This is a genomic window from Pseudomonas sp. Y3 TE3536 (assembly GCF_053629175.1).
In genome coordinates, this window is sequence record NZ_JBRJHU010000001.1 from 120,425 (window position 1) to 132,807 (window position 12,383).

Genomic DNA, 12,383 nt, shown 5'->3' on the forward strand with positions numbered 1-12,383 from the left:
GCGGTCGCCATTTAAAAACGCCAATGACCGCGCTGCAAGCGCCATTCTCGCGGTTTCTTCGTACAGGGTGCTTGCAGCTCATCCAGTACTGTATATAATCCCAGTCACTGTATAAAAAGACAGAGCGCTCACCATGTTGAAACTGACGCCACGCCAAGCTGAAATTCTCGCGTTCATCAAACGTTGCCTTGAAGACAACGGCTTTCCACCGACACGCGCTGAAATCGCTCAGGAGCTGGGCTTCAAATCGCCCAACGCCGCCGAAGAGCACCTGAAGGCCCTTGCTCGCAAAGGCGCCATCGAGATGACCCCCGGCGCATCCCGCGGCATCCGTATCCCCGGGTTCGAGGCCAAGGCCGACGAAAGCGGCCTGCCGATCATCGGCCGGGTCGCAGCGGGCGCACCGATCCTCGCTGAGCAGCACATCGAGCAATCCTGCAACATCAACCCTGCCTTCTTCCACCCTCGCGCCGACTATCTGCTCCGCGTGCACGGCATGAGCATGAAGGATGTCGGCATCTTCGACGGTGACCTGCTGGCAGTGCACACCTGCCGCGAAGCCCGCAATGGCCAGATCGTCGTCGCCCGCATCGGTGACGAAGTGACCGTCAAGCGCTTCAAGCGCGAAGGCACCAAGGTCTGGCTGGTTGCCGAAAACCCCGAATTCGCCCCCATCGAAGTCGACCTGAAAGAACAGGAGCTGGTGATTGAGGGCTTGAGCGTCGGCGTCATACGCCGCTGATCCAGGAGGCGCCATGCAGCAGTTCATTCACGCACCCGAGCAAGCCCAGTTGCCATTGTTCGAAGCATTCCTTGCCCAGCCCATTCTGCCGGGCCTGAAGGCCAGCGAGCAGACGCGCAAGAGCAGCCACCCCGAGCTGTTCAGCGAGCTGTCACTGCGCGGCGCTGCCGAGCATTGCCAGAGCCTGTTGGCCCCGGTCCTGCGCGAACTGAGCGAAGAGGAAGACGCCCGCTGGCTGACCCTGATCGCCCCACCCTCGAGCCTGACCCAGGCCTGGTTGCGCGATGCCGGCCTCAACCGCGAACGCATCCTGCTGCTGCACCCTCGTGGCAATCAGAGCCCGCTGCAACTGACCTGCGAAGCGCTGCGCCTTGGCCGCAGCCACACCGTGGTCAGCTGGCTTGGCAGCGTCAATGCCAGTGCACGTCAACTGCTGCTGCGCTCAGCCAGCACCGGAAACGCACAAAGCCTGAACATCCGCCTCGGCTGATGTTCAGGCTTTGCCTGTTACTTCAAAAGCACTGATACCACGCAACGCGATCAATGCAGAACGCGAGGGCCTTCGTCGCGTTCGAGCTCGCCGTCCATCAGGCGACCGGCCATCTGCACGCCGACACTGAGCATGGCCTTGGCCACTTCTACATGCTGACCCTGCAGGAACGCCTTGGCGTCTTCCGAGAAATCCAGGGTTACCAGAGAGCCCTCATCCTCCGCACGACGCAGTTCGATCCGGCCATCAGGCAACTCGACAATTTCCAGAAAAGACGTAGACATAAAAGGCTGTTCTCCACGAAAGGCCAGCATTGTATCAGCCGCAGCGGCTATCAGCACTCACTCAACGCGTCACGGAAACGTCTCACCAAGCTTTTAAGGTTGCTGCGCCAGCTTTCCAGTTCTTCACGCGACAGCGCAGGCTGCTCGGGCTCATCGAGGTTGACGGCCTGAATCAGCGGCTGGGTGACATCGGTTTTAGGCGTTTTTTTCGCGACCGGTGGTCGGAACAAATCGGCATAAGCACTCAGCATTTGCGCCAGCCAGGTTTCGCGCTGACGGGCCAATTCCAGCAGCTCGGCCACCTCGGGGATAGCGATGCCATTCAGCGCATCGCCTTCAAGCAGTTGCTCGACACTCGACGCCGTTGGCAGGCGGTAGTAGCCACCAATTTCATGGCACAGGCCCAGAAGCGCGCCGTACAAGTGGAACAGCGCCGATTCGCGTTCGGCCTGGACCAGGCCCTGAGCGTTCATGGCTTGGCCCTGTTCGGCTTTGGCCATGGACTCGAGGGCGAGGCCGGCGAAGAACAGTTTCTGGTTGGTGCGGGTGTAGAGTTCCTGGGCCATCTCGAGTGACCTCCCTAAAGGCTGGTAAGCGATTAGGATCAGTTTCAGGGATGGCCTGGCTGGCCGCAAGCTGAATGTCGCATAAACAACTGGGGCCGCTTTGCGCCCCATCGCCGGCAAGCCGGCTCCTACATGAGGAGCGCCACCGTTGAAATGGCGCTGCACCTGTGGGAGCCGGCTTGCCGGCGATGGGGCGCAAAGCGGCCCCGTTCAATGCCAATCAGCGCTTGTCTTCAACCTTCCACGCATTGCCGTCGTAGAACGCCTTCCACCCCGTCGGCTTGCCATCGACCTCGGACTGCACGTACTGCTCCTTGGTCTTGCGGCTGTAGCGAATCACCGCTGGGCGGCCTTCCGGGTCCTTCTGCGGGGCATCGCAGAGGAAGTGGTACTTCGGATCGATCTCATGCTTGTGCGGGACGATCTCCAGCACCAGCGGCGCACGCGTCTCGCGGTTTTTCGGGAACTGGCTGGCCGCCAGGAACAACCCCGAAGCACCGTCGCGCAACACATAGGTGTCATCGACCTTCTCGCACTTCAGCTCTGGCATTTCCACCTTGTCCATCTTCGGTGGCGCTGCCTCACCGCTTTTGAGCAGCTTGCGGGTGTTCTTGCACGCAGGGTTGGTGCAACCGAAGAACTTGCCGAAACGGCCAGTCTTGAGCTGCATCTCGCTGCCACACTTGTCGCACTCCAGGCTCGGCCCTTCGTAGCCCTTGATGCGGTAGCTGCCCTCTTCGATCTCGTAGCCCGCGCAATCCGGGTTGTTACCACAGATGTGCAGCTTGTGCTTCTCGTCCAGCAGGTAAGCGTCCATCGCCGTGGCGCAGATTGGGCAACGGTGCTTGCCCAACAGCACGCGGGACTCCGACTCACCCTCGTCATCTGCGGCAATCTCGTCACCTGGCACCAGGTTGACGGTTGCCTTGCAACGTTCCTTGGGCGGCAGGCTGTAGCCCGAGCAACCGAGGAACACGCCGGTGGAGGCGGTACGAATCATCATCGGGCGGCCACATTCCTTGCACGGAATGTTGGTCATGGTCGGCTGGTTGGCACGCATGCCGTTTTCGGCCGACTCGGCCGTCTGCAGCTTTTTGCTGAAGTCGCCGTAGAACTCGTCGAGCACGTTCTTCCAGTCACGCTCGCCCTGGGCCACGTCGTCGAGGTTCTCTTCCATGCCGGCGGTGAAGCCGTAGTCCATCAGGTTGGAGAAGCTCTCGGACAGGCGCTCGGTGACGATGTCGCCCATCTTCTCGGAATAGAAGCGGCGGTTGTGCAACGTCACATAGCCACGGTCCTGGATGGTCGAGATGATCGCCGCGTAGGTCGACGGGCGACCGATGCCGCGCTTTTCCATTTCCTTGACCAGGCTGGCTTCAGTGAAGCGCGCTGGCGGCTTGGTGAAGTGCTGGCTCGGGTCGATCTGGATCAGCTTGAGCGCTTCACCCTGGACCATTTCCGGCAGCACATCGTCTTCGCCAGGCTTGCTCTGTTGCGGCAGCACGCGGGTGTAACCGTCGAACTTGAGGATACGGCCCTTGGCACGCAGCTCGAAGTCGCCAGCCGCCACCGTGACGCTGGTGGACAGGTACTGCGCCGGCGGCATCTGGCAGGCGAGGAACTGGCGCCAGATCAGCTCGTACAGGCGCTCTGCATCGCGCTCCATGCCGCTGAGCTTGGTCGGATGGGTGTTGACGTCAGAAGGACGAATCGCTTCGTGCGCCTCCTGGGCGCCTTCCTTGCTGCCATACACCAGCGGGTTTTCCGGCAGGTACTGCTTGCCGAACTCGCGCTCGATGTAGCTGCGCGCCATGTCCAGGGCATCGGCCGACAGGTTGGTGGAGTCGGTACGCATGTAGGTGATGTAACCCGCTTCGTACAGACGCTGGGCCATCATCATGGTTTTCTTCACGCCAAAGCCCAGGCGGTTGCTCGCGGCCTGCTGCAAGGTGGACGTGATGAACGGCGCCGAAGGCTTGCTGCTGGTCGGGCGGTCTTCACGCTTGACCACGCTGTAGCTGGAAGCCTTGAGCTTCTCCAGCGCTGCCATGGCCTGTGCTTCGTTGAGCGGCTTGAAGGCCTCGCCTTTCTCGCGCGCCACTTCGAAACGCACCTTGGCGTTCTTGGCGGTGCCCAGGTCGGCGTGGATCTCCCAGTACTCTTCGGGGATGAAGGCACGGATCTCGCGCTCGCGCTCGACCACCAGCTTCACCGCGACCGACTGTACACGGCCTGCAGACAGGCCACGGGCGATCTTGGCCCACAGCAGTGGCGAAACCATGTAACCCACCACGCGATCGAGGAAGCGCCGCGCCTGCTGGGCGTTGACGCGGTCGATGTCCAGCTCGCCCGGTTGCGAGAAGGCCTCTTGAATGGCCTTCTTGGTAATTTCGTTGAACACCACGCGCTTGTAGCGGGTGTCGTCACCACCGATGGCTTCGCGCAGGTGCCATGCAATGGCCTCCCCTTCGCGGTCCAAGTCGGTTGCGAGGTAGATGGTGTCAGCATCCTTGGCCAGGCGGCGCAGCTCTTCGATCACCTTTTCCTTGCCAGGCAGGATCTCGTACTTGGCCTTCCAGCCGTGGTCGGGGTCGACACCCATGCGTGCCACCAGCTGGCGGCGTGCCTTTTCTTTCGGCGAAAGGGCCGGCGCCTCACCCGCAGCCTTACCACGCTTGGCGGCCGGCTCTTTGCTAGCGCTGGCCGAACCGCTGGTGGGGAGGTCTCGGATATGGCCGATACTCGACTTCACCACGTACTGGTTGCCCAGGTACTTGTTGATGGTCTTGGCCTTGGCCGGGGATTCCACAATGACCAGCGATTTGCCCATGGATCGGAGTATTCCTGAATCTGAAGATGAAAAACGCGTCAGGTGCCAGACGCGGCACCGCTATATATAGTGGCAAAACAGTGAGGTCAAGCGCGGTCGATCACTCGTGCGACTTGGCCAGCAGCCCAGGCAACCCTTCTTCGGCCTTGACCAAAGCAAAGCGTGGCACCTGCTCGCCGTCAACCTCGACGGACTCCTGGAACATCGAAAGAGGCCGTACCCAGAACCCGTATTCACCATACAGGCATTGGTAGAAGACCATCCACTCTTCAGTTTCGGAGTGCTGCGCAACACTGAAGACACGGTACTCAGGCCCCTTGTAGTGCCGGTATACGCCTGGCTGTATCTGCATGTCGCTCACCCTTTTTAATAAAACCTTTAAAAAACAAAACCGGGGCACAAGGCCCCGGCTGCTGTCCCGCGACGCGATCAGACGCGTTCGAAGACAGTGGTGATGCCCTGGCCGAGGCCGACGCACATGGTCGCCACCCCCAGAGCACCGCCATTCTGCTTCATGACGTTGAGCAGGGTGCCGGAAATACGTGCACCCGAGCAACCGAACGGGTGGCCCAAAGCAATGGCGCCGCCGTGCAGGTTAACCTTCTCATCCATCTTGTCGAGCACTTTCAAGTCTTTCAACACAGGCAAGGCTTGTGCGGCGAAGGCTTCGTTGAGCTCGATGAAGTCGATATCGGCCATGCTCAGGCCGGCACGCTTGAGGGCTTTCTGGGTCGATGGCACCGGGCCGTAGCCCATGATTGCCGGGTCGACACCGGCCACGGCCATGGCGCGAATCACCGCCAATGGCTGGATGCCCAGGTCCATGGCGCGCTGGCCAGACATGACGATCATGCACGAAGCACCGTCGGTGATCTGCGACGAAGTACCCGCGGTGACGGTGCCACCTTTCGGGTTGAACGCAGGCTTCAGCGACGCCAGCCCTTCGAGGGTGGTTTCCGGGCGAATGGTCTCGTCAAAATCGAAGACCTTCAGGAAGCCATTCTCGTCATAGCCCTGCATCGGGATGATCTCGTCCTTGAACTTGCCTTCGACCGTCGCCTTGTGAGCGAGCTGGTGCGAACGCAGGCCGAACAGATCCTGCTGTTCACGGCTGATGCCGTGCATTTTGCCGAGCATCTCTGCAGTCAGGCCCATCATCCCGGAAGCCTTGGCAGCATGCAAGGACAGGTGCGGGTTAGGGTCGACGCCATGCATCATGCTGACGTGGCCCATGTGCTCGACGCCGCCAACCACGAATACATCGCCGTTGCCGGTCATGATCGCCTGCGCGGCGGTGTGCAGCGCACTCATCGACGAGCCGCACAGGCGGCTGACGGTCTGCGCCGCCGAGGTGTGCGGGATCGGTGTCATCAGCGACGCCATGCGGGCAATGTTCCAGCCCTGCTCCAGGGTCTGGTTGACGCAGCCCCAGATCACGTCCTCGACTTCTTTTGGGTCGACCTTGCCGTTGCGTTCCAGCAGTTTGGTGATCAGGTGCGCAGACATGTCTTCGGCGCGGGTGTTGCGGTGCATGCCACCCTTGGAGCGGCCCATTGGCGTGCGACCGAAGTCGACAATCACCACGTCTCTTGGATTCAGGCTCATATCAAATCTCTCGCTCTACGCTCAGTTGAAGAAGCGCTGGCCATTTTTGGCCATTTCGCGCAGCTTCGCGGTCGGGTGGTACAGCGGCCCCAGGTCAGCGTACTGATCGGCCAGGGCGACGAATTCGGCGACACCGATCGCGTCGATGTAGCGCAATGCACCGCCACGGAAGGGAGGGAAACCAATGCCGTAGACCAGGCCCATGTCGGCTTCGGCGGCGGTTTCGACGATGCCGTCTTCCAGGCAACGCACGGTCTCCAGGCACAGCGGGACCATCATCCAGTTGATGATGTCTTCGTCAGTGACTTCACGCTGCTCGAACACGATCGGCTTGAGCACGTCGAGCACGGCGGCGTCGAACACCTTCTTCGGCTTGCCACGCTTGTCGGTCTCGTAGGCGTAGAAGCCCTTGCCGTTCTTCTGGCCCAGGCGGTTGGCCTCGTACAGGGCGTCTACCGCCGAGCGGCGCTCGTCCTTCATGCGGTCCGGGAAGCCTTCGGCCATGACGTCGCGGCCATGGTGGCCGGTGTCGATGCCGACCACGTCCATCAGGTAGGCAGGGCCCATGGGCCAGCCGAACTTCTCCATGACCTTGTCGATGCGCACGAAGTCGACGCCAGCGCTGACCAGCTTGGCGAAACCGCCGAAGTACGGGAACAGCACGCGGTTGACCAGGAAGCCCGGGCAGTCGTTGACCACGATTGGGTTCTTGCCCATTTTCTTGGCATACGCCACGGTGGTGGCAACCGCCACTTCACTGGACTTCTCGCCGCGAATGACTTCGACCAGCGGCATCATGTGCACCGGGTTGAAGAAGTGCATGCCGACGAAGTTTTCTGGGCGTTTGAGCGCTTTGGCCAGCAGGTTGATGGAGATGGTCGAGGTGTTGGAGGCGAGGATGGCATCCTCTTTCACCTGGGCTTCGACTTCTGCCAACACGGCTTGCTTGACCTTCGGGTTCTCGACCACGGCCTCGACGACGATGTCGACGTGGGCGAAATCGCCGTAGGACAGGGTCGGGCGGATGGCGTTGAGCGCTTCAGCCATCTTGGCGGGGGTCAGGCGGCCTTTCTCGACGCGATTGCCCAGCAGCTTGGAAGCTTCGTTAAGGCCCAGCTGAATGGCGTCTTCGCGGATGTCCTTCATCAGGATCGGCGTGCCCTTGACCGCCGACTGGTAGGCGATGCCGCCACCCATGATGCCAGCGCCAAGCACGGCAGCCTGCTTCACGTCACGGGCGATCTCGTCATGGGCCTTGGCCTTGCGCTTGAGCTCCTGATCGTTCAGGAACAGGCCGATCAGGCTCTGGGCAACCGACGTCTTGGCCAGCTTGGCAAAGCCTGCGGCTTCGATTTCCAGGGCTTTGTCACGGCCGAAGTTGGCGGCCTTCTGAATGGTCTTGATGGCTTCGACCGGCGCTGGGTAGTTCGGCCCAGCCTGGCCTGCGACAAAGCCTTTGGCCGTCTCGAACGCCATCATCTGCTCGATGGCATTGAGCTTGAGCTTTTCCAGTTTCGGCTGGCGCTTGGCCTTGTAGTCCAGCTCGCTGCTGATGGCGCGCTTGATCAGGTCCAGGGCACCGGCTTGCAGCAGCTCAGGGGCGACCACGGCATCGACGGCACCGACCTTGAGGGCGTCTTCGGCACGGTTTTCCTTGCCGGCGGCAATCCACTCGACCGCGTTGTCCGAACCGATCAGTCGCGGCAGGCGCACGGTACCGCCGAAGCCTGGGTAGATGCCCAGTTTGACTTCAGGCAGGCCAATCTTGGCAGTGCTGGCCATGACCCGGTAATCGGCCGCCAGGCACATTTCCAGGCCACCGCCCAGGGCGATGCCATTGATGGCGGCAACGGTCGGCACTTCGAGGTCTTCGAAGGCATTGAAGATGCGGTTGGCTTCCAGGCTGCCGGCTACCAGCTCGGCCTCGGGCAGCTTGAAGTTGTCGACGAACTCGGTGATGTCGGCGCCGACGATGAACACGTCCTTGCCGCTGCTGACGATTACGCCCTTGACCGAAGCGTCGGCCTTGATGGCATCGACCGCTTCGCGAAGCTCGTTCAGGGTCAGGCGATTGAATTTGTTGACGGACTCACCCTTGAGATCGAACTTGAGTTCGACGATGCCACTTTCAAGAGCCTTAACCGTGATGGCTTTACCTTCGTAAATCATCAACTGATCTCCACGATATGGAAGCTAACTGTACACGCCGGTCGCTGCTGCATCAGGCAGGCCATGCCGCCCTGCCCCAGGCACACCCGTCAGCGCGCTAGTCGGGACTATGAACGAGCCGTGTGACATACAAACGCTCAATTCATACGCCCGTTTGATTTGGGTGTGCACACATTCTCCGAAAAGATCAGCGTTGTCAAATGCTCACGCACTGAGTGAAAACGCGACTTTCCGGTCATTTTGTAGGGTCTGGGTACAAAGCATGACGTCAGTGATCGCTGCACATTCATGTCAGCAATTGACCATGGGAAAACAGGCCCGTGCCTGCCAGGGGAAGATTTTTTCAGCAGATCGCTGGCAGCCGACTACACTGCCATTGGCTTCAAGCATTCCCGGCCTGCCTGGCCTTTTCTGCGCAGCAGAACGCAAAGCGGCGACTTGGCACCCCACCCCTTCAGGGGCTCTGCCAAGCCGCCGCTTTGTCGTTTAACGCCGCTTTTTAATTGGCGAGGGGTCAGGCGAGCGTTTCGAGGACGTGCGCAATATCCTGCAATACAGATTTATCGCCCCGCTCGGTCCAGTACAAAGCGATCATGCGGGGGTCGGCTTCAACCTTGTAGACACTGGCCGGCAAGCGCGCAAAAGCCTCGGCAAGGCGTGGGTCCTCACACGGCTCGCGCCATTGGTTCCACCACACGCCTGGCGAGACCTGCCAGAAGCAGAAGCTGTCCTCGCGCCCCTTGCGCCGCCCACGGTGGTACTGCGGGCAGGGGCTTGGCGGCTCCTTTTCCAGCCAGTGCGGCCATTGCTGAGGCGCCAGCTGCATGGCCAGGCCCATGCGACGCGCTTCCAGGCGCAGGTTCATCTGCTCGCCCTGCTTGCGCGACGTGCGCAACCAGGAAAGCGGGCTGAGAATCAGCGCAAGGATTGACACCACCAGCAATACCGTCATATCAGTAGACCCCATAAAGCGTTGCAAATGAGCTGGTTAGCCATTTTTCACGGAAGACCCGCCCGAAAGCGACCATACTTCTTCTATCGCGATTGTCAGGAGTACCGCTCATGCAATACGAACATTTGTTGGTCGCCGTCGACCTGACCGAAGAATGCGACCCGGTGATCAAGCGCGCTATGAAGCTCGCGGAACCCTCAGGCGCCAAGGTCTCGCTGGTGCACATCGTCGAACCCATGGCCATGGCATTTGGCGGCGACGTGCCCATGGACCTGTCGCAACTGCAACAGCAGCAGTTCGACCAGGCCAAGGAGCGCATGGAGCGCTTGTTCAACAAATACCCGGACATCAACCGCGGCGATTCCCACCTGACCTACGGCCAGCCACGCCAGGAAATCCACCAACTGGCCAAGGACCAGAAGTGCGACTTGATCGTGGTCGGCAGCCATGGCCGACATGGCCTGGCTTTGCTGCTGGGCTCCACTGCCAACGACGTGCTGCATGGCGCGCCATGCGACGTGCTGGCGGTGCGGCTACAGAAGAAGGAATGATTTGACCTGTACCGGCCTCTTCGCGGGGCAAGCCCGCTCCCACAGGTACGCCACAGGCCTTGAGGTATGTGGCGATCCTGTGGGAGCGGGCTTGCCCCGCGAAGGGGCCGGCTCAGGTTAACCGCTGATCAGCCTTCCAGCTCAGCCCAGCGCTCTACCAGCACATCCAGCTCGCCTTGCAGCTTCTCGATCTGTGCCAGCACCGCCGAAGTCTCGGCGATTGGCCGCTGATAGAAGCCCGCCGCATTCACTTCTTCCTGCGCCTCAGCCATGCGCTGTTCGATCGCGTCGATCTGCCCAGGCAACATCTCCAGCTCACGCTGCAGTTTGTAGCTGAGTTTCTTCTTCGAGGCGTCGGCCACGGCTGCCGCTGGCGCCGGTGCGGCTTGCACGTCCTGCTTCTCCACCACCGCGCTATTGAGCTCGGACTTGCCGCCCTTGCTTTCGGTCACGCCCAGCAACTTCGGCGAACCGCCCTGACGGATCCAGTCCTCATAGCCACCGACATACTCGCGTACCTTGCCCTCGCCTTCGAACACCAGGGTGCTGGTGACGACGTTATCGAGGAAGGCCCGGTCGTGGCTGACCATCAGCACGGTGCCCTTGTAGTTGGACAGCACCTCTTCGAGCAGCTCGAGGGTTTCCACGTCCAAGTCGTTGGTCGGTTCGTCGAGCACCAGCAGGTTGGCCGGTTTGCTGAACAGTTTGGCCAACAGCAGGCGCGCACGCTCGCCACCCGACAGCGCCTTGACCGGTGTACGGGCACGCTGGGGGCTGAACAGGAAGTCGCCCAGGTAGCTGAGCACGTGGCGGTTCTGGCCATCGATCTCGATGAAATCGCGGCCTTCGGCCAGGTTGTCGATCACGGTCTTTTCCAGATCGAGCTGATGGCGCATCTGGTCGAAGTAGGCCACTTCCAGCTTGGTGCCACGCTCGACCTTGCCCGAGATAGGCTCCAGGTCACCGAGCATCATCTTGAGCAAGGTGGTCTTGCCGGTACCGTTGGCACCCAGCAGGCCGATACGGTCCTGACGCTGCAGGACCATGGAGAAGTCCTTGACCAGCATCGGGCCGTCGGCATGGGCGAAGCTGATATTTTCCAGCACCATGACCTGCTTGCCGGACTTGTCCGCCGCCTCGATCTGGATGTTCGCCTTGCCCTGACGCTCACGGCGCTCGCCGCGCTCGACGCGCAAGGCCTTGAGGGCACGTACGCGCCCTTCGTTACGGGTACGCCGGGCCTTGATGCCCTGGCGGATCCACACTTCTTCCTGGGCCAGGCGCTTGTCGAACAGCGCGTTGGCGGTTTCCTCGGCGGCCAGGGCGGCTTCTTTGTGCACCAGGAAGCTGGCGTAATCGCCGTTCCAGTCGATCAGCCCGCCACGGTCCAGTTCGAGGATGCGAGTGGCCAGGTTCTGCAGGAAGGACCGGTCGTGGGTGATGAACAGTACCGCGCCATTGAACCCGCGCAGCGCCTCTTCAAGCCAGGCGATCGCACCGATGTCCAAGTGGTTGGTCGGCTCGTCGAGCAGCAGCAGGTCAGGCTCCGACACCAGCGCCTGGGCCAGCAGCACGCGGCGGCGCCAGCCACCGGACAGCTCGGCCAGGGTCTTGTCGGCAGGCAGCTGCAGACGGCTCAGGGTGCTTTCCACCACCTGCTGCAGGCGCCAGCCGTCACGGGCTTCGAGCTCGTGCTGAACGTGCATGAGTTTTTCCAGGTCTTCGTCGCCCTGGATGTTCTGGCTCAGGTGATGGAACTCGGCCAGCAACGCGCCAACGCCATCAAGGCCCTCGGCCACCACATCGAACACGCTGCGCTCGTCGGCCAGCGGCAATTCCTGCGGCAGCTCGCCGATCTTCAGGCCCGGAGCGCGCCAGATCTCGCCGTCGTCGCCCTTCTGCTCGCCCTTGACCAGGCGCAGCATGCTCGACTTGCCGGTGCCGTTGCGGCCGATGATGCACACCCGCTCGCCACGAGCGATCTGCCAGGACACTTTGTCCAGCAGCGGCATGGCGCCGAATGCGAGGGACACATCGCTGAATTTGAGCAGGGTCATGTTGGTCTCCATAAATCGGGCGCGCATTCTACCTGACTTGGGCCCCCACGGCATTAAGTTGACCACCCGGTGAGGGCTTTACGACATCTGGTCGAACATAATGTCTTGATACAAGCGCTGTGCTTTCATCTGCCGCC

11 protein-coding genes are annotated in these 12,383 nt (G+C 61.3%); 3 read left to right on the forward strand and 8 right to left on the reverse strand.

The genetic code is table 11. The annotated features are described in order from the left end of the window. Window positions 1-133: 133 nt before the first annotated feature. Together lexA and sulA are read left to right on the forward strand one after the other, a co-directional pair. Window positions 134-742, forward strand: a complete 609-nt coding sequence (gene lexA / locus AB7M33_RS00565) for a transcriptional repressor LexA (RefSeq protein ID WP_027596623.1) — start codon at window positions 134-136, stop codon at window positions 740-742. Window positions 743-755: 13 nt separating this feature from the next. Then, window positions 756-1,232, forward strand: a complete 477-nt coding sequence (sulA, locus tag AB7M33_RS00570) for an SOS-induced cell division inhibitor SulA (protein ID WP_027596624.1) — start codon at window positions 756-758, stop codon at window positions 1,230-1,232. 50 nt (window positions 1,233-1,282) lie between these two features. Here the strand turns inward: sulA and AB7M33_RS00575 are convergent, their stop codons facing one another. The 7 genes from AB7M33_RS00575 to AB7M33_RS00605 all read right to left on the reverse strand — a co-directional run bounded on the left by AB7M33_RS00575 (window position 1,283) and on the right by AB7M33_RS00605 (window position 9,638). Next, entirely contained in the window at window positions 1,283-1,516 is a 234-nt protein-coding gene (locus AB7M33_RS00575) for a hypothetical protein (RefSeq protein WP_004376430.1), read from the reverse strand. Between the two features lie 50 nt (window positions 1,517-1,566). Beyond that, window positions 1,567-2,082 (reverse strand): DUF6586 family protein, encoded by a 516-nt coding sequence (locus AB7M33_RS00580; RefSeq protein ID WP_027596625.1) that lies wholly within the window; start codon window positions 2,080-2,082, stop codon window positions 1,567-1,569. Between the two features lie 220 nt (window positions 2,083-2,302). After that, window positions 2,303-4,912, reverse strand: a complete 2,610-nt coding sequence (gene topA / locus AB7M33_RS00585; protein ID WP_027596626.1) for a type I DNA topoisomerase — start codon at window positions 4,910-4,912, stop codon at window positions 2,303-2,305. A gap of 100 nt (window positions 4,913-5,012) precedes the next feature. Further along, window positions 5,013-5,264 carry a DUF1653 domain-containing protein gene (locus AB7M33_RS00590; RefSeq protein ID WP_027596627.1) on the reverse strand — a complete coding sequence of 84 codons (252 nt, stop codon included), beginning with the start codon at window positions 5,262-5,264 and terminating at the stop codon, window positions 5,013-5,015. Window positions 5,265-5,341: 77 nt separating this feature from the next. Beyond that, on the reverse strand, window positions 5,342-6,517 hold the full coding sequence (fadA, locus tag AB7M33_RS00595; RefSeq protein WP_454242265.1) for an acetyl-CoA C-acyltransferase FadA: 1,176 nt from the start codon (window positions 6,515-6,517) through the stop codon (window positions 5,342-5,344). A gap of 21 nt (window positions 6,518-6,538) precedes the next feature. Next, window positions 6,539-8,686, reverse strand: a complete 2,148-nt coding sequence (gene fadB, locus AB7M33_RS00600; RefSeq protein WP_454242266.1) for a fatty acid oxidation complex subunit alpha FadB — start codon at window positions 8,684-8,686, stop codon at window positions 6,539-6,541. A gap of 514 nt (window positions 8,687-9,200) precedes the next feature. Then, on the reverse strand, window positions 9,201-9,638 hold the full coding sequence (locus AB7M33_RS00605; protein ID WP_454242267.1) for a hypothetical protein: 438 nt from the start codon (window positions 9,636-9,638) through the stop codon (window positions 9,201-9,203). A gap of 110 nt (window positions 9,639-9,748) precedes the next feature. Here AB7M33_RS00605 and AB7M33_RS00610 point away from each other — a divergent pair, with 110 nt between their 5' ends. Then, window positions 9,749-10,189: a universal stress protein gene (locus AB7M33_RS00610; protein ID WP_099453382.1), complete on the forward strand. Its 441-nt coding sequence runs from the start codon at window positions 9,749-9,751 to the stop codon at window positions 10,187-10,189. A 128-nt stretch (window positions 10,190-10,317) separates the two neighbouring features. Here AB7M33_RS00610 and AB7M33_RS00615 read toward each other — a convergent pair whose 3' ends face one another. After that, window positions 10,318-12,246, reverse strand: a complete 1,929-nt coding sequence (locus AB7M33_RS00615; protein ID WP_027596632.1) for an ATP-binding cassette domain-containing protein — start codon at window positions 12,244-12,246, stop codon at window positions 10,318-10,320. Window positions 12,247-12,383: the final 137 nt, after the last annotated feature.